This window comes from Oscillatoria nigro-viridis PCC 7112 (assembly GCF_000317475.1).
In the GTDB taxonomy this organism is placed as follows: Bacteria; Cyanobacteriota; Cyanobacteriia; order Cyanobacteriales; family Microcoleaceae; genus Microcoleus; species Microcoleus nigroviridis.
Window position 1 is genome coordinate 5,013,882 of sequence record NC_019729.1, and the last position, 21,633, is coordinate 5,035,514.

Below are 21,633 nucleotides of genomic sequence, written 5' to 3' on the forward strand. Positions count from 1 at the left end.
AATTTTATAAATGAGTTACCGGAATTTGTTCGGTTCTTTCTGGAGATTTCGCTCCCGTCGCGATCGCAAAAGCAGAACGGACAACCACAGGGGGATTGCCCGTACCAATGGCGATCGCCCAAATCGCAATAGTCTTGTTTGTCAAAAATTACTAACTGGTAAGCGTAAAATTGGGAACAGGGTTATTTTGGTCGTAAGTGATACCAGCAGGAGGCGGAGCATTTTTATTCAATAAACCGCCACCTATAGTAAGGTCTTTCACAATTGCAACTAAATTGTCAACGCCATTTTCCACAACATAGATGCCTGTACCTGCTGGTTTTCCAACAGGAGATGGTGCCAGTCGATAATCAATACCTAGCACTAAACCTTGACCAGGCCGAAATAGCTGGATTAAATCCCCTTCACCGATGTTGAGGTCTGTAATTAGAGCGTAATCCTCATTATCAAGGCTGTTATCTAAATTGTCATAGCCTGTGTTAAGCCCTCCAACTTCTCGATAAGTTATGACGAATAAATCTGCACCGGCTCCACCAACAAGAGTATCGACTTCGCCAACTCCTGCAAGACCGGCAAGATCGTAATACCTGAAGCCATAAAGTACATCATTGCCGTTTTCCCCAAAAAGGCTATCGCTACCGCGCATACCGACTAAAATGTCACTGCCATCGCCACCATATAAAGCATCATTGCCAGAACCAGCTTCCAAAGAATCATCGCCTGCCTGACCATCTAAAGCTACAGGTTTATCAACTACAATTTGACCAGTTCCAACTCCAGCCATGATATTGTTTTGGCTGTCTCCTTGTACGGCAGTAGCGATTGTCAGAGTAGCAGGCAACGTTCCGATAGTTGCACCGCCAGTGGGATTGCTGAGGTTTAAGTTGACAGTTTCATCAGTTTCTAACAAATCATCTATGAGTACAGGAATTGAGACAGTTTTTTCAGTTTCTCCGTTGGCAAATGCGATTTGTATGGGAGTGTTGGTGTAGTCACCAGGAGCTTTAGCTGTGCCATCAGTGGGTGTGAGTGTGACGCTTATTTGTCCTTGACTGCCACCAGTGCGGAGAAGAGTGACTTTAGATGGTCTGATAAATTGGCCTCCTTTCTCTAATCCGATTGGCTCATCAACTCGATAATTAGCAGCACTGAATGCAATAGTGCCTGTATTTGTCACAGGAGTCGGTGTTGTCACCGGAGTTGGCGTTGTCACCGGAGTTGGAGTCGTCACCGGAGTTGGCGTTGTCACCGGAGTTGGCGTTGTCACCGGAGTTGGCGTTGTCACCGGAGTTGGCGTTGTCACCGGAGTTGGAGTCGTCACCGGAGTTGGAGTCGTCACCGGAGTTGGAGTCGTCACCGGAGTTGGAGTCGTCACCGGAGTTGGCGTTGTCACCGGAGTTGGAGTCGTCACCGGAGTCGGAGTTGGGGCTGGAGTTGGTGTTGGGGCTGGAGTTGGAGTCGTCACCGGAGTCGGAGTTGGGGCTGGAGTTGGTGTTGGGGCTGGTGTTGGTGTTGGGGCTGGAGTTGGTGTTGGTGTTGGGGCTGGTGTTGGTGTTGGTGTTGGAGTTGGTGTTGGCGCTGGTGTCGGTGTCGGACTAGCTGCAAACGTGCTGCTAGAAACATTCAGCAAAACAGCGATCGCCCGATTGGTACTTTTATCTATCATCACCGTGTCGGCACTACTAGCACCATTAGCACCCGTACCCGCACTAAAAGTGTAGTTATCAAAATTCAAAATGCCATTGTCGCTAGCAATGCGATCGCCTCCATTTTGATAATCGGTAATGTAATCAATACTCTCATCATCTAGCACTAGGAAAAATGTGTCATTGCCACTGCCACCTGTTAGAGTATCGATACCCAGATCGCCGTGCAAACTATCATTGCCGCTACCGCCGACAATTGAATCATTGCCTTGACCGCCGCACAAGCAATCATCTCCATCTCCTCCGATAACAGTATCTTCATCTTTGTCGCCGCGAAGGGAATCATTGCCACCTCCGCCCTCAATTTCATCATTTCCTTTGCCACCATATACAACTTCATCATCAGAGGAACCGCTGACTGTATCATTGCCTTTGCGAGTTGCCAATCCTCCAGGGATATCCTGAAGTTGTCCGGCTTCGAGTGCAATGTTTTCGGCTGTATCTTCTCCGATTAAATAAATCCCTTGTCGTTTGACAGTCATAATTTTCCTACCTATTTGGTTTGCCAAAAAAACTAACTGGAGAAATGGCGAGCGCCTATTTTTAGCAATGGCGAGCGCTGGTTCAAATACAGGGCATCAGACAACATTAAATGACCAGGTATAGTTCTGACCGCTTGATGTAATGGAAGCAGTATAATTTCCAGGTATTAATGGGTTGCGGGGTATCATTACAATTGCATCGCGTGAATCCAAGATACTGCGTGCCAATTGTTGAGCAGATGGATCGGGATTGCTGTAGGTTGTTTCATCAAAAACACCGTGTTCTATGGGTATATTTCCCTGCGTTAATGAGTGAGAAGTGACTCGAGGCGTGACGTTCCCAGAACCCAATTGTAAATAAATAGGTAAGCCCGTAGGAGCCGTGTATCCTGGAAAGCCTGTTAACGGCTCGGGATATTCATTTCCGCCATATTGTCTTAAGGGAACCGTCTTGCCACTTGCAGGCCACATAACAGGGTATTGGGGTGAAGAATTAGAATTGATTCCCCGAATAACATCCAAAGTTGCCCCTGTTTCAATTCCCCCATCGGCTTCGCGATAGGTACCGTAAGCAACTTGCGTTAGTTTGGGGTTGATAATTCCTAACGCATGAAAAGGGCCGGTCATCCATGCATCTATAAAATCCACGTCTCGTGTCTGAGTTGTTGACCAACCTGTCACATTGCTGTTTTGACCCGCTTCAGATCCTGCTGGCGTATACCAAGGGTTATTACGGTCTTGAAAATGAGTGAACTGATCATTTTTAACCATATAACGTGAGTGTTCTATTTCCCCTTGCGTCCATGCAGAATTGTTAGTCACAGGTGGTAAGTTGGCGAGGTTACGAAAATAATTTACCCGATCTAGCCAGTTATCAGAGGTCGGAGGGGTAGGAATGGGAGTAGGAGTAGGAGTCGGAGTGGGACTTATTGTCACATTTCCACCGATAATTTTCGCTGAAACACTCCCAACATCCCCAGTAAAATTGGTCAACAATGCCAAGACTTTATCAAAAGAAGAACCGCCATTGCTGCTAACGTAAACTCCGACACTATTGCTGTCATTACGAGCAACTAAAACGCGAGAACCAGTCAGGTTATCTACCAGTCGGAGGAAATCAGAAGCAGCATTAAAGTCGGTAATAATAGCTACGCCCTCGCCTATCAAACCAAAAGTATCACTACCTCCACCCCCTGTCAGCGTATCTGTGTCAAAGCCGGCAACTAAATAATCATCTCCTTTGCCGCCAAACAGTTGATCTGCACCCACTCCGCCATACATAGAGTCGCTATCCCGACCACCATAGATAACATCGTTTCCCGGATCTCCCAATAAACTGTCATTTCCAGAACCGCCAACAATCAGATCGTTTCCCGCATCGCCTACTTGCGTGTCATCGCCAGCATAGCCGTAAATTTCTACGGGTTCAGGATTAGACCAAATTAGTTGGTCATTTAGCGTTGTTCCATCTAAACGATCCATATTTAACCTCCAAATTGTCAAGTCAATTTGTTTGCCAAAAAACAAGGGGCCAGAGAAGGGTCGATCGCACATAATGCGTCATCACCACTTCCCCAGCCCCGCGAACATCACACCCGTCTCGGACTGCAAATATTCAATTGTTTGAAATTACGATGCTTGAAAAAACGATACTGCCGACCATTGAAGCCGTACAGGATAGATGCTTGTGGGTGTACTTTCCGTCTATAAAAAATAATCTACACGATTTAATTTAACCTGTCAATACTCCAGTTATCTTTTTTTAGTAAGTTTCATGGTGGGGTGGGGGCGGGTTTATAAAGTTTATCTGTGGGTGACGAAAATCATCAGTGAACCCGCCCCTACAAATTTATAGGAATATTTTACCAGACCTGTATGGGCGCGTTCGCCTAAATCTTTGAGAGCGATCGACAAATTATAAAAACCAGCCCCCACCCAACCGATCGCACCTACGGCTTTGAATTCCACTCCTTAACATCTTCCTCAGAAATGTGATACCGATAAAAAGTAGAACCCTTCACAGTCACGTGAATTTTACCTTTACCCTTTTCCGCCTTCTCACTCTCAATAGTCACCTGTCCAAACCCTGTTTCTGCCCAAGTTTCACACAAAATCTTCTCAACTCGATCCAAAACCTGATTAATCGGATTCTCTTTGCTTTCTGGCGCTGATGACATATCTGTTTCCACCTTCTGATTAGACTTCGCTTTGCTGTCGCCCGATCGATCGGCGCGATCGCCTCCTGCATTCTCTGATACAAACCTCATAGCTTCTGACTCCCTACATTTGGGCCTCTATATAGATTGCGGAAATAGCCCTATGTTTTTACGCATAGTTCCAGCTTTTGTAACAATCGTTTACACGATCGATCCCAGTGTCGCAGGCGATGACGCACAGCATCGCACAACAATTAGCAGCGTTGCATCCGCACAATCTCCATCCGCCAGAAACTCCATACTTCTTACCTCCAAAATGGTGTTTGCAAAAATTTAATTATTGAATAACTTTTTAACCCGTAACTCAGTGTAAAATCAATAAACATTCAAAACTCACAATTGTGCAGTCAATCGATTTTAGATTTGAGATTTGAGATTGGATGATTGAAGAATTGACCCCACGGATCGAGACGGGGGCTTGAGGATTTGAGATTTGGGATGCTTTCGATTGATTCCACGGATCGAGACGGGGGCTTGTACCACCTTTGAAATTCTCGGTCACCAACTTCTGACATGGCGCTGCCACGCGCGATCGCACTTCCACAGGCAAACTACCCATGAATCAAGCAGAATTTACCACCATTTACAACAATTTAGGCAACAAATGCAAGCAAGTTTTGCAGCAAAAACTAGCTGGAACACCCAACAAACAAATCGCCAAAATTCTCGCAATTAAATCAGAAGCAACTGTACGCCAACATTTGACAACAGCATATCAAGCCTTTGGTTTAGGAAACGACAAGCGCTCTAGCTGGTCTGATTTGCAGGCATTATTTTTTCAATTCAGGCCCGAACTAATCCCAGCGCCACCTGGAGAACCACAACCATTAAATTATCGCTGGGTAGAACGGACTTCAGATATTGCCAAACTCCAAAAATGGACATCAGAAAATTTCAAAATTTTGATAATAGTAGGAGAAGGCGGCATCGGCAAAACCACCTTAGCACTGCAATATTTAGCAAGTTGCCAATTTGAAAAAATCTTAGATATGAAAATTGCCTACACTCCAGAAGACTTGCGGAGTGCCGATTCATTTGTTCAGACTTGGCTGCAACAAGATTTTCAGGAAGATGCACCCAGAGATTTTAGCCTTAGTTTAAGCTTGCTAGAAAAAAAGCTGCGTCAATTCAAAGTCGCAATTTTTATAGATAACTTAGAGTCTGCCTTACGTAACGGTATGTTTTTACCTGAGTACCGCAATTATGTAGAATTGCTGCGGGTACTCAGCGATCCAAGAATTACAGGAGGAGTCACCCTGATTACCAGTAGAGAAAATTTAAAAGAACCAGACATCAGAGGCGTTCAAACTCTCATTTTAAAAGGCTTGAGTCCAGAAGCATGGGAACAATATTTTGAATATCCCAAAACTTCAGAAGATTTACAATCTCTGCAAGAAATGCACGCGCTTTATCAAGGCAATGCTTACAGCATGGATCTGATTTATAAATACATTCAAAATTATTATGAAGGCAATATCGCCGAGGCTTGGCAACAAAACAGTCAGGAACTCAAGCAGTTAGATTCATTTTCATTTCTTGTTAACCATCAGTTAAATCGCCTGAGCGGACACTCGATTCAAGCTTATCGATTGCTGTGTCGTTTGGCAGCTTGTCGGTATCAAGAAATAGAGTGGTTGCCCGATACTTGCGTCAAGGCTTTGCTGTGGGATGTAAACCCAACAGAACAATTAAAAATCATCTGGCGGCTGTGCGACTCTTCTTTGCTACAATCCTATCGGGGTAAATACCGAATGCACCCAGCAATTCGGGCGCAGGGTTTGAATCAGTTACAGAATAGCAGCGAATGGGAACAAACTCAAAGGGCGATCGCGCAACATTGGTTTACCAGTGTAGAACACATTCAATCCCCTCAGTTAGGTTTGCAAGTTTTAGAAGCTTACTATCATTTCCGAGAAATTGAAGATTATGATTCAGCGTGGGATGTCTTGTGCCGCCCTGCCATAGCTATTTTACCAGAAGAATTGTTTCTATATTTTTTATCGTGGGGATACATCAGCCAAACTTTAGAATTAGCAGAAAAACTGGTAAATCGAGTTTCGCCTAACCGGGAAGCAAGTCTGTATCGCTGCATCGGCGACTGTCACGCCTATTTGCTAGCGGATGGTTTTGAGGTAGCTTTAGAATATCACCGCCAAGCTCAATTGGCTGCTAAGCGTGAGGGCGATAAATGGACAGAATTTAACTCCTATAGTGATATGGGTCTGTGCTATATTGCTGCTGGTGAATACGAGTTAGGATTAGCTATTTATCAGGCAAAACTTAATTTAGCTTTGTCTCCAGTATCTCCTGCAATTCAATCTCGGCTAAATAGTTGTTACTGCGAAGTTGCTCTTTTGCACTCTTATTTAGGACAAGCGAGTGAGGCGAAGGCAGCATTGAAAGAAACTACAAGACACTTGCAACAACCTTTAGAAAGCGTTCCGCCTTGGCAAGCTTGCTGGGATTTGAATATGGCTGGTTTAGCTCAAAAACATATTGGCGAGTACGAACAAGCTAAGCAAACTTTAGGGCAAGTTGTGGCGATCGCCCAAAATTGCAACTTTACATCAGACATCGCCCGTGCCTGGTACATTTTGGGCGATGTTTTTCGAGAAAGCAATGATTTTTCAGCTTCTTTGAAATATCAAAACCAAGCTATTGAATTTTATACTAAAATTGGTGCTAAGTACGAATTAGGTATTAGCAATTATTACATCGGCTTGACTTACCGGGATTTGGGAGAATTAGAAATAGCTCAGAATCACTGGCAGCAAGCTATTAAAATATTTAATCAAATGAAAACGCCTAAACTAGCGAATAAAGTTCAAGCTTGTTTCAATATTTAAGGATTAATTGAATTTTCGGGTTGGGGGGCGGGTCGATCGAAATTATGGGTGGGTTGCCAAATCGATCGGTGAACCCGCCCCTACAGATTTTATTCAATACTTTACCAGGAATTTTATCCAACATTTAACCATCGCTGTAGGGGCGGGTTTACCGAAATATATGACACCCATCGACAAATTATAAAAACCCGCCCCCACCCCACCCGTAAATTAAGAATTCATTGAATTTAACTGTGGGGCGAGAATGGTCGATCGGGGTTGTCGGTTGGGTGGGGGCGGGTTTATTAAGATTATCTGTGGGCGGCCCAATCGATCGGTGAACCCGCCCCTACAAATTTGTCCGGGACTTTACCATGTAGGGGCGGGTTGGTGGAAATTTTTGACACCCACCAACAAATTGTATAAACCTGCCCCACTGCGCCAATAAATGATGTAAACTGACCTCAGAATTGGCAGAGATTTTTAACCTATTTCCGCACAGCTTCCACCAAGCGAGAATAGTAAAAGCTAGTGCTAGTCATCGCTGTTCTGTTAATCACAAAACCGTTGTTTTCTAAGATTTTGATAATATCAGCTTCGCGGTGCTGGTAAGCGCGGGTAGTTTTGCTCGGGCCGGGGAACAGTTCACCAATTTTTTTGAGGGCGGTGAGTGCTAAAGTTTTGGGTGCAAAACTAAGAATTAGTCGCGATTCGGCGATCGAACTTAGGTGAGCGATCATTTTTGCAGCCTTATCTTGAGGATAGTGGATTAGCACATCCAAACAAATCACTGTGTGGAATTTGCCGGTTAAAGCTTCCAAATCTTGGGCGGCGAAGGAGATGTTGTAGAGCTTGCCGGGAACTGCTGTCGCTCGATCGTAGGCTTCTGCTACCATCTTTTCAGAGATATCGCTAGCGCAAACAATTGCCCCAGCGTCAGCCAGAGGAATGCTCAGAGATCCCACACCGCAGCCAGCATCGCAGACGCAAAGCCCGGGCAAATTGCCGTCAGCTTGCAGCCATTCGATGACTGTATCCACCGTTTTCTGGTGCCCGGTGCGGATGTCTAGCTGAACTTTATTGACTTGGCCCTCGCCGTAAATTCGCTGCCAGCGATCGAATCCGGTCGAGTTAAAATACTGTCTAACTATAGTCTTGTCGTCTACAAAATTCATTAGTCTGCCTGCTGCTGAGTGATTGCCAACGGTTAGATATTATATAGCAATCCGGTTCGGAAAATGTGCAACTTGCAACAACCGATTTTAGATTTGCGATTTGAGATTTTAGATTAAAAGGGCACATCTAAAATCTCAAATCGAGCGGCTAATACCAGTTCGCACCTTCCCACTTCTTCAATTCTTTAATCTAAAATGGTATAACAGGTTAAAAGAGTCGATACCAAGTCAATTGCTTTGTCGCCGCATTTAAATTCCAGCGCAACAATTGACTTGCCGATTTGCCAATAATTCCCGAAATTCCGATCGCCTTTCTTGGAGATTCAGTTGCCAGGGCGATCGCACTTTCGGCATCGCAAATTCCCCACTCCACCAAATTCTGCACTCCCGCCAACAGCGGCAGAGTTGTACCCGCCAAAGTAGCAGATTCCAGGGGCGAGTGGTAATCTAATCTTACCCAAGCTGTACCTTTTCTGACTTCAATTTGTCGGGAATCCCAAGGATAAACACCGTCAGGCAAACCCAAAGGAGCCAAAGCATCGCTCACTAAAAAAACGCCTTTTTGATACCTACCAGCGCGTAGCAAAAAATCAATCATTGTCGGAGAAACGTGCTGCCCGTCAGCAATTAAACCGCATTTTACGCCCGGATAAACAATCGCCGCTCCCAACAAACCCGGTTCTCTGTGGTGCAAACTCGGCATCGCATTAAAAGCGTGAGTTACCATTGAAGCTCCCCGGGCAAATGCTTGTTGGGCTTGCTCTGCCGTCGCTTGGGAGTGTCCGAGACTGACGGAAATTCCCAAACTTTGCAAATAGGAAATGACTTCGCCAGTGCTGTCTAACTCCGGCGCTAAAGTAATTATTTTGACAATATCGGCACAATCTCCTAAAACTTGCTTGACATTTTCTATAGTTAGCGGTAACAAAAACTCAACTGGGTGAGCGCCTCGCTTCTGGGGGTTGAGAAAAGGGCCTTCGAGGTGAACGCCGAGAATTTCCGCTGTTTTGGGATTAATTGTTGCGGGAGCAGCGGTTTGTACAGTTCGGATATAATCAGCTATAGTCGAGAGCGATCGCCTAAACTTATCCACCGAAGTTGTCACCAAAGTCGGCAAAAAAGCATCCACTCCCTGATTCCACAAAAATTGACAAATTTTCGGCAAAATTTCCATATGCTTGCTTTCTAAATCGGGAAAAGCAAAACCGAGAGCCCCGTTAATCTGCAAGTCAACACCGCCCAGAGACAGCCAATTGCCTGCTACATCAAGCACTTGCAAATCGGGAGGACAAATCCGTTTAAATACCGCGTCCATCGGCAAAACTTCTTGAATGATTCCCGTTTCGTCAACAGCAAGCATCTGCAAATCCTTGCAACCGGGGAGGCGAGCATTGAGAATATCTGTGGGGGTGGCAGTTGGGGTTGTGGCTTCAGTCATCCGATTTTAGATTTTAGATTTTAGATTTAAGATTTAAGATTCGCTACGGATCGATCCGGTGGCTGGCGATGAGGAGGGGGAGCTTTTTGCTTTTTGCTGGCTGCAGGGCTGCTCAGACGGGGGCTGGTGGCAAAATTGCTTTTAAGGGTCAGTTTTGGTACAAAATATCTAAATTTGAGTTAACGCAATCATTATAAAATTAGCATTTATCTGAAATCTCAAATCGGAAAATTTTATGCACCAAGCGACAGTTGGAATTATCATGGGTAGCGATTCGGATTTGCCAACTATGAAGGATGCGATCGCAGTTTGCGAAGAATTCAATATACCTTGCTCCGTGGCGATCGTCTCGGCGCACCGCACCCCCTCGCGCATGGTGGAATACGCCCAAACCGCTCACCAACGAGGCTTGAAAGTCATTATCGCAGGTGCCGGGGGAGCGGCGCACCTCCCCGGTATGGTAGCATCTTTAACGCCCTTGCCAGTAATTGGCGTGCCTGTACCGAGCCGCCACCTGCAAGGGGTAGATTCGCTGTACTCGATCGTGCAAATGCCAGCCGGGATACCCGTAGCAACAGTGGGGATCGGCAACGCTAAGAATGCTGGCTTGCTGGCAGTTCAGATACTGGCAGCTCATCAGCCAGAATTGCTAGAGCGAGTCCTGCATTACCGCAAAACTTTGTCCGAATCAGTAATGAAAAAACAAAATCAATTAGAAGAGCTAGGCTATCAAAACTATCTCAATCTGAACAAATAATCTCTAAACTTTTGTAGTAAAATTGGAAAGTTTTCCGAATATTGCTGAGCTTACTAACCGTAAAGAGGGTGAAAGTGATTAAAATGACTGTCGGAAAGAAAAAGTCGAAACAAGTCAGGCAGGAGTCTTTAAATTTGCCAGCAGCTAACTTTTTTACGAAAGTTAACAGGTTCAAGAAATTACACAGGACGATCGCCCGCCTCAGTCCAAGTTGGCAAGCCTGCATACCAATAGCAGCAATCATCGTCTTGGTGTGGGGATATGCGGCGGTAGCCCAAACCGCTCCCGCGCCAACCACCGAGGAACAATTAGCAAGCCTTAAGGTGGGCATGGATACCATGTGGGTCATGGTGGCTGGGATGCTAGTGTTCTTTATGAACGCTGGTTTCGGTATGTTGGAAACCGGTTTTTGCCGCCAAAAAAATGCCGTTAACGTGTTGTCAAAAAACTTGATTGTTTTTGCGCTTTCTACGATCGCATTTTGGGCGATCGGCTTTGCCTTAATGTTCAGCAACGGCAACGGTTTTATCGGCAGCAGCGGCGGATTTTTTCTGTGGAATGTAGCTGACAACAGCCCCGCCACAGGAGACGCTTATCAAGGCATTTTCAAGGCATTAAACTGGACGGGAGTCCCCCTCAACGCTAAATTCTTTTTTCAATTAGTTTTTGCCGGAACTGCTGCCACGATCGTTTCTGGAGCAGTTGCAGAGCGAGTTAAATTCATTGACTTCTTAATTTTCAGCTTGCTGCTAGTAGGCATTGCTTACCCGATTACCGGACACTGGATTTGGGGCGGCGGCTGGCTGGCAAAAGCCGGCTTCTCGGATTTTGCCGGTTCGACAGTGGTTCACTCGGTAGGCGGTTGGGCTGCTTTGATGGGAGCGGCATTTTTGGGGCCGCGGATCGGCAAGTACCGCGACGGCGATACTGTGGCGATGCCGGGACACAATATGAGCATTGCCACCTTGGGCTGTTTGATTCTGTGGTTGGGCTGGTTCGGGTTCAATCCCGGTTCGACAATGGCAGTCGATTCAAATGCGATCGCCCACATTGCCATCACCACCAACACCGCCGGCGCCTTCGGGGGAGTTGCTGCAACGATTACTGCTTGGCTGTACCTGGGCAAACCCGACCTTTCGATGATTATCAACGGCATCCTCGCAGGCTTAGTCGGGATCACAGCAGGCTGCGCTTGGATCAACGTCCCCAACTCTGCCATTATCGGCACGATCGCCGGTATCCTGGTAGTTTTCGCCGTAACTTTCTTCGACAACTTGAAAATTGACGACCCTGTAGGGGCAACTTCAGTTCACTTAGTCTGCGGCATCTGGGGAACTCTTGCGGTTGGCTTGTTTGCGGACGGGCCTGGAACGGGAATTTATACCGCAGGCCCCAAGGCCGGATTGCTTTTGGGCGGAGGTTTCGATCAACTCGGGCCGCAGTTGCTAGGCATTTTCTCTGTAGGCGGGATGACCGTGCTGCTGAGTACGATTTTTTGGATGGCACTCAAAGCTTTGCTGGGTATCCGCGTTTCTGCAGCAGAGGAGGCTGAAGGTTTGGATATCGGCGAACACGGGATGGAAGCTTACACGGGGTTTGTGAAGGAAACGAGCTTGGACAACAGAATTGAGGGTGGCTACGGCGGTTACGGTGGGATTTCTGGGGGGAGGACTACCAAACTGTAGAGCGTGCGAAGAGATCGCTCAATTCACCTTTCGTGTCCTAGATTAGCTATTTATAAGCTAATTGACCCCTTTATTCAGAAAAACCCCAATCAGAAATAGCCCCCAACTTATGGCTGTTTATCGTTGTGCTCGCGTTTCAATCTTCGATGCGAACGCGGGCATATTTTTATTGCTAAGCTGTTGTGCATCTAATTTGACAGTCAATTTGTTTGCAATTATTGTGGGACGGGCAGGACAGCCCGTCTCTGTATTCAATTTAGATGCGTAGCAGCTTAGTTCACCTTTAATTGCGTAGATGCAGTTTTCGATTGCATGAGATGTGCGTCTGTAATTGGTAATTGGTAATTGAGAATCTGTAACTAACGAACTTGGCAAACTGGTGTATGGATTAGAGTTGACCGGCAATTGCTTTAAGTTCTTCGACGACGCGCTTGTTCTTGGGATTCCTGCTGCTATCAAGGCGGGCGGAGACAACAGTGATTATTTCTAGTATATCTTTAGCTAAATCCTCGTCACAGCTAGTATTTTCGGTTTGATTTATAATCACTACCTCTGTCCCAAAGTGTTCGCACAAATTAAAAATTAGTTCAGAACCAAATCTCAGCAGTCTGTCTTTGTGAGTTAGTACCAACCTTTCTACTTGATTGTCTGCGATCGCCCGAATTAGATCTTGTAAACCCCGCTTACTGTAATTAACCCCAGAACCCACATCATCAATGATTTGGAATTGCCAGCCGTGAGATGCACAAAACAATTCCAAAACTTGTTTTTGTCTGTCTAAATCATCTTTTTGGTCGTGGCTGCTAACCCGAGCGTAAGCTATGGTTAAAGCGCCGTTGGGTTTTAACCCCAGAAGATGAGCTAGGTCATACCGTCTGTGACCGTTAGCGGTGCGTTCCGGTATTAGCTTGCCTTCGGCTTCCCACCTGCGTAAGGTGGAAGCACTCACACCTTTAATTTTGGCTGCTTCAGTTATAGTTAATTTTTTCATTTTTGGATTTTAGCATCACAACTGAGTAAGTTCGATCACTTTTAGATATATTTTTGTGCTGTGCTGCCGCTTTGACAAATTCGATTGCGGTGCCAGAAACTTTGGCAGGCAGATTTTTTATGGTAAAGTAGTGCGAAAAAGCATAGTTCTGCATCGCCGTGGCGCCCAACACAGCACAGAGCTTGATTCTTACAAGAATTGAGGGTTTAATTGAAGGGTAAAATTTGATGCAGCAATCAGTGCAAATTATTCGGTGTGAAGCCTGCAAATAGCTTGAGTTTATGGAGAAGTTTGGAGGGGGTAGCAGAAGTAGAACTCATAAATCCCTCTTAGGGATGGAAGTTAGCCGATCGAAAGCTGTTCCGGTTTGGGCTTTGCTATCTTTGGTGACGAACGGGGTACTGATACTTACAGTCGCTCAACTGCTGCTGCGGGGAAACAACTTGACAGAAATCTTCCCGGCAAGTGCTGCGGTGACGGCAGAAGCGGTTGAGGAACAAATTGGCCAACCGGCGATCTCTGCAAAGGCAGTGCTAGACGTGCCCGTTCCAGGACCGCGACACAAATGGACTTACCAGCAGTGGGTGACGCAGTTGGGTCGAGAAGCTGAGGCGGCGGCTGCGAATCGACCCTCAAGACTGAGTATTTTGGCTGGGGATTCTCTAAGTATGTGGTTCCCGACCAAGCTGTTACCAGTCGATCGAATTTGGCTGAATCAAGGGATTTCGGGGGAGACTTCCGTGGGTTTGCTGAAGCGGTTGCAGTTGTTCGATCGAACTGCGCCGGATACGGTGTTTGTGATGATTGGGATTAACGATTTGTTGCGGGGAACCAGCGACGAAGGGATTTTGGACAACCAGCGGCAGATTATTCGCGATTTGCGGTGGGCTCACCCCAAAGCACAAGTGGTTGTGCAGTCGATTTTGCCCCACAGCGGGGAACAAGCTACTTGGGAAAATCGCGATCGGCTGTTGGCAATTCCTAACAGTCGGATTCGGGCAATAAATCGACGCCTCAAAGAAATTGCTAGTTCTGAAAATGTTTTGTATCTGGATTTGTACCCGCTGTTTGCGGATGCTGACGGCAATTTGCCAACCGAACTCAGCACAGATGGCTTGCACCTTAACGATCGAGGTTATCTGGTTTGGCGATCGGCCCTGCAACTCTTCGATCAGATGCAGTTGAAAAATTAGTCCTTAGTCCTTAGTTAGAAAGATCGAGGATGAAGTCAGATTCTCCCCAACTCTCCCCCTCTCCTCCTTCCGTTCTCCCCAACTCAAAACTCTTCCCCTCTCCTCAACTCCCCCTTCCCGATCGATCTGCTGTCATGGGCTATGTCAAGTAGCGACGGATAGATTAAGAAATATGATACTTAGGTATTTTGTATAGGGTGATACAGAATAACAGTTTGTACAAATGGTGCAATCCAAAAGGCACAGACCGTTGGATTGATGGTTGACGAATTTAGATGAGTCCGGCTATACGAAGTCCGGGGGTTGAGGATGGGGGAATTATCTATTGAAGATTTGTTCCGCTAAAACAGGGACTTAAAACCAAATAACTATTGCATCTAAAATCCTCGCATCTAAAATCGGCTCGGTCTTCCCTGAAAATTGCTGAGTATGAAAAGGTACAACTAACGTGATCAAAAAAAGTTTAACGATCGGCATCATCGCGCTGTGGCTGTTAAGCGTGCCGCTGACGCACAATGCCTTAGCTCAAGATGCTGCTGGTGCGGCTGCGGTGGCGCCGAATCCGATCGACAGCGGCGATACGGCCTGGATGTTGGTCTCCTCAGCACTGGTATTGCTGATGACACCGGGGCTGGCGTTTTTCTACGGGGGACTGGTGCGATCGCGCAACGTCCTCAACACCATGATGATGAGCTTAGTCATGATGGGACTGATCGGCGTCACCTGGACGCTGTGGGGTTACAGTTTGGCCTTTGATGTCACCCCCGGCAACCTCAATGATAAAGGGTTTGCCCAAGGAATCGAAACCTTCATCGGCGGCTTCGACTGGATGTTCTTGAACAACGTCACGGCAGACAAACCCGATCCGATCGGCTACGCACCGACAATACCCCACCAAGTCTTCATGGTCTATCAGATGATGTTCGCCATCATCACTCCAGCCTTGATTTCCGGGGCGATCGTCGAACGGGTAACATTTAAAACCTATTTCTGGTTCGTGCTGCTGTGGTCTACCTTCATCTACTCTCCCTTAGCCCACTGGGTTTGGGGTAAAGGCTGGCTGGGGGCGATGGGAGCTCTCGACTTTGCCGGCGGCACAGTCGTACACATCAGTTCGGGCGTATCAGCCGTTATCGCAGCTTGGGTAATCGGTCCCCGCAAAGACCACTTGAACAAGCCCCACACCCCCCACAACGTACCCTACGTCTTGTTGGGAATTGGGCTGCTGTGGTTCGGCTGGTTTGGCTTCAACGGCGGTAGCGCTTTGGGATCTGGTTCTTTAGCAACAGTGGCTTTTGTCACCACGATGATTTCAACAGCAGCCGGCGGTTTAACTTGGACAATTGTGGAATGGGTGCTCAGAGGCAAACCCACAGCAGTGGGAATTGCTAGCGGTTTCCTAGCGGGATTGGTGGGCATCACACCTGCGGCTGGATTCGTGCTTCCAGTGGGAGCACTTTTGATCGGATCGATCACTTCGGTTTGCTGCTTCTTTGCCGTTAGTTGGCGGGCTAAGCTGGGATTTGACGACTCTTTGGATACCTTCCCGGTTCACGGCGTCGGCGGAACTGTGGGCGCGATTCTGACTGGCTTATTTGCGACTAAAGCGGTTAACGCTGCCGGAAATGACGGTCTGTTTGCCGGGAATCCGGGGCTAATCGTGACCCAGTTTGTAGGCGTTCTAGCTACTTACGTGTTTGCGGCTGTCGGCACTTTTGCGATCCTGAAAATTTTGGGGCAGTTTATGGAACTGCGAGTGCCCTCATCTGCTGAAGACCAAGGTTTGGATATCGGGCTGCACGGGGAAGAAGCTTACGGTGAGGATTTTGCCGGCGGTTTCAGTTCGTTTGAATCGAGTTCTCCTTTTGCGCCGAAGAAGATTTGAAGCTGATTTTCTGTGGGAGTTCGATCGTGTAGAGACGCTGGTATCTGGGTCTCTACGCTTTTTTTTTGAGTTTTTTTTAACGAACCGCTTTCGTCGCGTTCATTCTTCTTTGCTCTCAATTCAATGTGTCGATCGTATAAATAGCATATCCCCTCGAACCCACTGAGCCAATAATCGCGATCGCACCCCAGGCATTCTAAAATCAAAGGTAATTAACCTAGATTTCTACTCGATACCGCATGGATACTAAAGCTTTTAAACGATCGCTCCAACATTCGGAAAACTACCACCGCAAGGGTTTTGGACACGAAGCTGAGGTAGCTGGGGTGATGCAGACGGCTTATCAAAGCAGTCTGATCCAACAAATTCGCGACAATAATTACAGGCTGGAACGCGGCGCAGTCACGATCCGACTCGCTCAGGCTTTTGGATTTTGCTGGGGGGTGGAACGCGCTGTAGCTATTGCTTACGAGACTCGCCAGCATTTCCCCTCGGAACGGATTTGGATTACTAATGAGATTATTCACAATCCGTCTGTAAATCAGCATTTGCGGGATATGGAAGTTGGTTTTATTCCTGTTGAGAAGGGGCAGAAAGATTTTTCGGTTGTCGATAGCGGCGATGTGGTAATTTTACCTGCTTTTGGAGCGAGTGTCCAAGAAATGCAGTTGCTTAATGATAAGGGCTGCAAGATTGTTGATACTACTTGTCCTTGGGTTTCTAAGGTTTGGAATACTGTTGAGAAGCACAAGAAGAAAGATTATACTTCGATTATTCACGGTCAGTACAAGCATGAGGAAACTGTTGCTACGAGTTCTTTTGCTGATAAGTATTTGATTGTGCTGAATTGGCAAGAAGCTGAATATGTCAGCAATTATATCTTGCATGGGGGCGACCGCGATGAGTTTCTTGCTAAGTTTAGTAAGGCTTATTCTGCTGGTTTTGACCCGGATCGGGATTTGGAAATGGTGGGGATTGCCAACCAAACTACTATGCTCAAAACTGAGACGGAGAATATTGGCAAGTTGTTTGAAAGGACGATGATGCGGAAGTTCGGACCGGAGAATTTGAGCGAGCATTTTCAGAGTTTTAATACTATCTGCGATGCGACTCAGGAACGGCAAGATGCTATGTTGAGTTTGGTTGACGAAAAGTTAGATTTGATGCTGGTGATTGGGGGTTTTAATTCTTCTAATACTACGCATTTGCAGGAGATTGCGATCGACAAAACTGTTCCTTCTTATCACATTGATTGTGCGGAGCGCATTTTACCCGGAAATCGGATCGAACACAAGCCTTTGGGGGCCGATTTGGTCGTAACTGAAGGTTGGTTACCGGATGGTCAAATTGTGGTGGGCGTGACTTCGGGTGCTTCTACGCCTGATAAGGTTGTTGAAGATGCGATCGATCGCATTTTCGCGACGAAAGCGGCTGCGATTGTGTAATTATATTGTTGCGGCACTGCACTCGGAATCATATTTTTTTCAGTGCAGGGCGAGTGTCTCTTTGCGAGTGCGATCGAGCTTCTCGCTCGCAAAAAGATATACAGCATATTCCATGTATGTGCGGTACACACAAGAAGAGCGACGCGAGTCAGGTGCGTCGCCACCGATCTGGCGAGCAATCTTTATCAAATTAGAAGCAGCGACGCACCCTACCGATTAACACCACATAATATAGCTTTATAGTGTACTTCATGAACCACCGAATATGCTGTAATTCCGATGTTAAACTAATTTCAACCCATTAATTCTCCCCAATTACCCGATCGCTCGCATTTCAGATTTCTGATACTATTCACCCGCGTCCTCGCCTCTGTGAATTTCTCCCTGCCTCCACAAGATTATTTCTTAAATAAAATATTAAAAATTCGCCTTTTTTTTGGGGGGAAAAAGCTTGACTTGGCTAGCTCGATCGGGTATTATTTAATAATGGGAGTGGTGACAAAATTTAAATTTATGTCACCACTCCCATTATCTAAAATATACCCCAAAAATCAACAGGAGTCAATAGGTAAAAACTCTTTTCTTTGCGCCGCAATTTGAAACTGCCAAAGGAACACGAACGATACAAAAATCGATGCAAAAAAAAAGGCGAATTAAGCTTTGCAGGCTATGCTAGATTGTCTGGTTTCTGCCTCAACCACGAAACGCAAGAAAGCGATTTATTGCATCTCCGACTTAAGGGGGCTGGGGAGCATCTCAATGAAAGCAGCCCTCCGCTAGAAATAGGAGTTAGGAGTCAGGAGTCAGAAGCCAGGAGAAAAGAGTCAGAAGTCAGAAGTCAGGAGCCAGAATCAGTGTTTTTACAAATATGAAATGCTCCCAGGGGGCTGCGAGGAGGAGCGAGGCTAAACTAGAAACAAGATCGATCGCACCTTTGAACCTTAAATTTTTGACACTCTCCGACCTGAAGGTACGGAGATTCTTGAGAAACTTTAACACTCTTAAAGGTGCTGTCAAGACACCTCTAGACGTTCAAAACAACTACCTTTCGGTGTTGCAATTACGCTTACTTTTTGTATGCTTTCGTTCGCACTTTTCAACACGCTTGCCAGTTCGGTACGCTCACTATCCTGCGTTGCTTGGCTGTGCCTTAGTCTTTCTCAGACGATGAACGCTGAGGGTGTCTTACTGCCGGGAATCTCACCGTACTAGGAATAGTTCATCACGTAGTTGATACGCCTACTTGTTCGGCATTGCTCAATTATTATAACACAGACTCGTAGCCTAAAGGCTACAAGTGCGTTTCATACCCTGCGGGAAAGACCGGGGTTCTCACGCGACGCGCTATAGGCTTTAGTCGCCGTCTCTGACCGCGCCAAAAATTCGGGTAGTCTTAATCCAGCTAAAATAAAAAAAGCAGGACTCCCACGGCGAGTATTTCATGAAACAATCGCTGACTCCCCAAATCACCGCAGGTATCGGAATGGTCTTGGCGCTGCTAATTTTAAATGCGGCAACTTCCTACCGCAATACTCTCAAGTTAGTCGAAAACCAACGCTGGGTGAGCCACACTCACCAAGTTTTAACCGAACTCGAAGCCACGCTTTCCACCTTAAAAGATGCTGAAACCGGACAGCGCGGTTATTTGCTGACGGGAGAAGAACGGTATTTAGAACCCTATCACAGCGCGATCGCCCGCATCAACCAACAAGTAGTCGGATTGCAGCAGCTAACCGCCGACAACAACCGGCAGCAACAGCGCATTCGCAACTTGAAAATTGCGATCGACTCTAAATTAGCCGAACTTGAAAAAACCATCAATCTGCGACGCGAACAAAACTTAGAAGCAGCCCTGCGGCGAGTTAAATCCGCTAGGGGAAACCAAATCATGGGCGATATTCGGCAGCAGATAGCCGCCATGACTGCGGAAGAAACTCAGCTATTGCAGCAGCGCGCCCGAGAATCTCAAGCCAGCGCTAATTTGACAATCCTGACTTTTACCGTTGCTGCTTTAGTAAATTTCCTGTTGATGGTGGTGGTTTACTATTTGGTGAAGCGCGATCGAACTTTGCGCGACAATGCCGAAATCAAGCAAAATCAACTGTTAGAACAGCTAGAACACGATCGCCAGTCCCTACAATTAAGCGAAGAACGTTTCCGCCGCGCCATTATCGAGGCACCGCTGCCAATTATGCTGCACGCTGAAAACGGAGAAGTTTTGCAAATTAACTGCGCTTGGACAGAACTCTCAGGCTACGAATACTCAGAAATACCCACAATAGAAGATTGGACAGAAAAAGCTTACCACAGCCGCCAATCGCTAGTGCAAGCAGATATCGATCGGCTGCACCAATTAAATGCCCGCACTTCTGAAGGCGAATATATGATTGCCACAGCCAGCGGCGAAACTCGCATTTGGGACTTTTATTCCGCACCTTTAGGCAAGCTTTCTGACGGCAGAAGTTTAGTAATTAGTACCGCCATTGATGTAACTGCGCGCAAACAAGCAGAAGCGGAAATTCGGATGCTCAACGCTACCTTAGAACGGCGAGTAGAACTCCGCACCAATCAACTTCAAGCTGCTAACGAAGAATTAGAATCTTTCACCTATACCGTCGCCCACGATTTGCGGGCTCCTCTGCGGGGAATGCAGGGATTAGCTGAAGCTTTATTAGAAGATTACCGCGACCTCCTCGACGAGCTCGGTCAAGAATACGCCCAGCAAATTGTTAATTCTGGGCAACAATTAGAAGCATTAATCCAAGATTTGCTAGCTTACAGCCGCCTCAGCCGCGCTGATTTATCGCTGCAAGTTTTAGAGTTAGAATCTGCTGTGGCCGAGGCAATTGCTATGGTCAAAGCTGACGCTAAATCCAGGCACGCTCAAATCAGCGTTCGATCGCCCTTGCCTGCGGTAATTGCCCACCGCCTTACTTTAGTTCAAGTAATCGCCAATCTGCTCACCAATGCTATAAAATTTGTGGAAGCTGCACCACCCCAAGTGCAGATATGGGCAGAGGAACTTGAGCTGCCTCAAGAGGGACAGACAGACAGGGATATAGCGGGAGAATTGGAAAGGCAAACTGTGGGACAGTGGGAACATTCCCGGTTACTTACGGCCAGCCCTCTATTGCCAGTCGCCCTCATCCGTCTGTGGGTAGAAGACAACGGCATCGGTATTGCTCCCGAACATCAAAAACGCATTTTTCGGGTTTTTGAACGGCTGCACGGTATCGAATCTTATCCTGGAACTGGTATAGGATTAGCTATTGTAAAAAAAGGAGTCGATCGCATGGGCGGTCAAGTTGGAGTGGAATCTCAATTAGGACAAGGCAGTCGATTTTGGATACAACTGAGGAAGCATGACGCAAACGCAGACGATTTTGCTGGTGGAAGATAACCCCGTTGATATTCTATTGATGCAGCGGGCATTTCGCAATGAGACTTTTGCTAATACTTCGCTGCAAATTGTGCGAGATGGAGATGCAGCGGTTTTTTATTTAAATGGGGACGGAGAATACAGCGATCGCGATCGCTATCCTTTACCTGCGATAATTTTACTAGATTTGAAATTGCCCAGGCGCTCCGGTCACGAAGTTCTGGTTTGGCTGAGGCAGCAGCCGGAACTAAAACGCTTGCCGGTGGTTATGCTTACTTCTTCTAGCCAAACACTTGATGTCAAGCGAGCTTACGATTTAGGGGTAAATTCTTATTTAGTTAAACCAGTCGGGTTTGCTTCTTTATTAGAAATGATGCAGAGTTTTAGGGAGTATTGGCTAAACTATACCGAACTGCCGGAACCGATAGAATTTCGTGGTTTGTAGTGGCTTTTTAC

17 protein-coding genes are annotated in these 21,633 nt (G+C 46.6%); 9 read left to right on the plus strand and 8 right to left on the minus strand.

All coding sequences use genetic code 11. The features are described from left to right. Positions 1 to 4 precede the first annotated feature (4 nt). The 5 genes from OSC7112_RS40030 to OSC7112_RS21025 form a co-directional block, all read right to left on the minus strand. The gene (locus OSC7112_RS40030) at positions 5 to 145 is read right to left on the minus strand and encodes a hypothetical protein (protein ID WP_190274244.1); all 141 of its coding nucleotides are present in this window, start codon (positions 143 to 145) and stop codon (positions 5 to 7) included. A gap of 6 nt (positions 146 to 151) precedes the next feature. Beyond that, the gene (locus tag OSC7112_RS37205; protein ID WP_015177796.1) at positions 152 to 2,188 is read right to left on the minus strand and encodes a Calx-beta domain-containing protein; all 2,037 of its coding nucleotides are present in this window, start codon (positions 2,186 to 2,188) and stop codon (positions 152 to 154) included. Between the two features lie 96 nt (positions 2,189 to 2,284). Next, on the minus strand, positions 2,285 to 3,670 hold the full coding sequence (locus OSC7112_RS21020) for a CAP domain-containing protein (protein ID WP_015177797.1): 1,386 nt from the start codon (positions 3,668 to 3,670) through the stop codon (positions 2,285 to 2,287). A 321-nt stretch (positions 3,671 to 3,991) separates the two neighbouring features. Continuing rightward, positions 3,992 to 4,156: a hypothetical protein gene (locus OSC7112_RS40035; RefSeq protein WP_015177798.1), complete on the minus strand. Its 165-nt coding sequence runs from the start codon at positions 4,154 to 4,156 to the stop codon at positions 3,992 to 3,994. Beyond that, positions 4,138 to 4,455 (minus strand): hypothetical protein, encoded by a 318-nt coding sequence (locus OSC7112_RS21025; protein WP_015177799.1) that lies wholly within the window; start codon positions 4,453 to 4,455, stop codon positions 4,138 to 4,140. The genes OSC7112_RS40035 and OSC7112_RS21025 overlap by 19 nt, the downstream gene beginning before the upstream one ends. Positions 4,456 to 4,507: 52 nt before the next feature. Here OSC7112_RS21025 and OSC7112_RS40040 point away from each other — a divergent pair, with 52 nt between their 5' ends. Both OSC7112_RS40040 and OSC7112_RS21035 read left to right on the plus strand, forming a co-directional pair. Next, the gene (locus tag OSC7112_RS40040; protein WP_190274245.1) at positions 4,508 to 4,681 is read left to right on the plus strand and encodes a hypothetical protein; all 174 of its coding nucleotides are present in this window, start codon (positions 4,508 to 4,510) and stop codon (positions 4,679 to 4,681) included. Positions 4,682 to 4,961: 280 nt separating this feature from the next. Beyond that, complete coding sequence (locus OSC7112_RS21035) at positions 4,962 to 7,250, plus strand: tetratricopeptide repeat protein (RefSeq protein WP_015177800.1); 2,289 nt, start codon at positions 4,962 to 4,964, stop codon at positions 7,248 to 7,250. Between the two features lie 467 nt (positions 7,251 to 7,717). On the opposite strand, the gene bchM is transcribed toward OSC7112_RS21035, so the two are convergent. Together bchM and nagA are read right to left on the minus strand one after the other, a co-directional pair. Continuing rightward, entirely contained in the window at positions 7,718 to 8,404 is a 687-nt protein-coding gene (bchM, locus tag OSC7112_RS21045) for a magnesium protoporphyrin IX methyltransferase (protein ID WP_015177801.1), read from the minus strand. A gap of 208 nt (positions 8,405 to 8,612) precedes the next feature. Continuing rightward, positions 8,613 to 9,842 (minus strand): N-acetylglucosamine-6-phosphate deacetylase, encoded by a 1,230-nt coding sequence (gene nagA, locus OSC7112_RS21050; RefSeq protein WP_015177802.1) that lies wholly within the window; start codon positions 9,840 to 9,842, stop codon positions 8,613 to 8,615. 235 nt (positions 9,843 to 10,077) lie between these two features. Here nagA and purE point away from each other — a divergent pair, with 235 nt between their 5' ends. Together purE and OSC7112_RS21060 are read left to right on the plus strand one after the other, a co-directional pair. Then, complete coding sequence (purE, locus tag OSC7112_RS21055) at positions 10,078 to 10,599, plus strand: 5-(carboxyamino)imidazole ribonucleotide mutase (RefSeq protein ID WP_015177803.1); 522 nt, start codon at positions 10,078 to 10,080, stop codon at positions 10,597 to 10,599. A gap of 83 nt (positions 10,600 to 10,682) precedes the next feature. Next, a complete protein-coding gene (locus tag OSC7112_RS21060; RefSeq protein WP_015177804.1) occupies positions 10,683 to 12,284 on the plus strand; it encodes an ammonium transporter in 1,602 nt (533 codons plus the stop codon). Positions 12,285 to 12,672: 388 nt separating this feature from the next. Here OSC7112_RS21060 and OSC7112_RS21065 read toward each other — a convergent pair whose 3' ends face one another. Further along, positions 12,673 to 13,275 carry an IS607 family transposase gene (locus tag OSC7112_RS21065; RefSeq protein ID WP_015177806.1) on the minus strand — a complete coding sequence of 201 codons (603 nt, stop codon included), beginning with the start codon at positions 13,273 to 13,275 and terminating at the stop codon, positions 12,673 to 12,675. Positions 13,276 to 13,556: 281 nt separating this feature from the next. Here OSC7112_RS21065 and OSC7112_RS21075 point away from each other — a divergent pair, with 281 nt between their 5' ends. From OSC7112_RS21075 to OSC7112_RS21100, 5 genes are all read left to right on the plus strand, one after another. Beyond that, positions 13,557 to 14,468, plus strand: coding sequence for an SGNH/GDSL hydrolase family protein (locus OSC7112_RS21075; protein WP_015177807.1), 912 nt, complete (start codon positions 13,557 to 13,559; stop codon positions 14,466 to 14,468). 448 nt (positions 14,469 to 14,916) lie between these two features. Beyond that, positions 14,917 to 16,353 (plus strand): ammonium transporter, encoded by a 1,437-nt coding sequence (locus OSC7112_RS21080; RefSeq protein WP_015177808.1) that lies wholly within the window; start codon positions 14,917 to 14,919, stop codon positions 16,351 to 16,353. Positions 16,354 to 16,592: 239 nt separating this feature from the next. After that, complete coding sequence (locus tag OSC7112_RS21085; RefSeq protein ID WP_015177809.1) at positions 16,593 to 17,798, plus strand: 4-hydroxy-3-methylbut-2-enyl diphosphate reductase; 1,206 nt, start codon at positions 16,593 to 16,595, stop codon at positions 17,796 to 17,798. A 1,441-nt stretch (positions 17,799 to 19,239) separates the two neighbouring features. Further along, complete coding sequence (locus tag OSC7112_RS21095; protein WP_015177810.1) at positions 19,240 to 21,198, plus strand: sensor histidine kinase; 1,959 nt, start codon at positions 19,240 to 19,242, stop codon at positions 21,196 to 21,198. Next, positions 21,161 to 21,622, plus strand: coding sequence for a response regulator (locus tag OSC7112_RS21100; RefSeq protein WP_015177811.1), 462 nt, complete (start codon positions 21,161 to 21,163; stop codon positions 21,620 to 21,622). The genes OSC7112_RS21095 and OSC7112_RS21100 overlap by 38 nt, the downstream gene beginning before the upstream one ends. Positions 21,623 to 21,633: the final 11 nt, after the last annotated feature.

Coding starts and splice junctions, on each gene's coding strand:
- OSC7112_RS37205 (WP_015177796.1), bottom strand. CDS start 2,188: ATGACTGTCAAACGACAAGGGATTTATTTAATCGGAGAAGATACAGCC.
- OSC7112_RS21020 (WP_015177797.1), bottom strand. CDS start 3,670: ATGGATCGTTTAGATGGAACAACGCTAAATGACCAACTAATTTGGTCT.
- OSC7112_RS21025 (WP_015177799.1), bottom strand. CDS start 4,455: ATGAGGTTTGTATCAGAGAATGCAGGAGGCGATCGCGCCGATCGATCG.
- OSC7112_RS40040 (WP_190274245.1), top strand. CDS start 4,508: ATGTTTTTACGCATAGTTCCAGCTTTTGTAACAATCGTTTACACGATC.
- OSC7112_RS21035 (WP_015177800.1), top strand. CDS start 4,962: ATGAATCAAGCAGAATTTACCACCATTTACAACAATTTAGGCAACAAA.
- bchM (WP_015177801.1), bottom strand. CDS start 8,404: ATGAATTTTGTAGACGACAAGACTATAGTTAGACAGTATTTTAACTCG.
- nagA (WP_015177802.1), bottom strand. CDS start 9,842: ATGACTGAAGCCACAACCCCAACTGCCACCCCCACAGATATTCTCAAT.
- purE (WP_015177803.1), top strand. CDS start 10,078: ATGCACCAAGCGACAGTTGGAATTATCATGGGTAGCGATTCGGATTTG.
- OSC7112_RS21060 (WP_015177804.1), top strand. CDS start 10,683: ATGACTGTCGGAAAGAAAAAGTCGAAACAAGTCAGGCAGGAGTCTTTA.
- OSC7112_RS21065 (WP_015177806.1), bottom strand. CDS start 13,275: ATGAAAAAATTAACTATAACTGAAGCAGCCAAAATTAAAGGTGTGAGT.
- OSC7112_RS21075 (WP_015177807.1), top strand. CDS start 13,557: ATGGAGAAGTTTGGAGGGGGTAGCAGAAGTAGAACTCATAAATCCCTC.
- OSC7112_RS21085 (WP_015177809.1), top strand. CDS start 16,593: ATGGATACTAAAGCTTTTAAACGATCGCTCCAACATTCGGAAAACTAC.
- OSC7112_RS21095 (WP_015177810.1), top strand. CDS start 19,240: ATGAAACAATCGCTGACTCCCCAAATCACCGCAGGTATCGGAATGGTC.
- OSC7112_RS21100 (WP_015177811.1), top strand. CDS start 21,161: ATGACGCAAACGCAGACGATTTTGCTGGTGGAAGATAACCCCGTTGAT.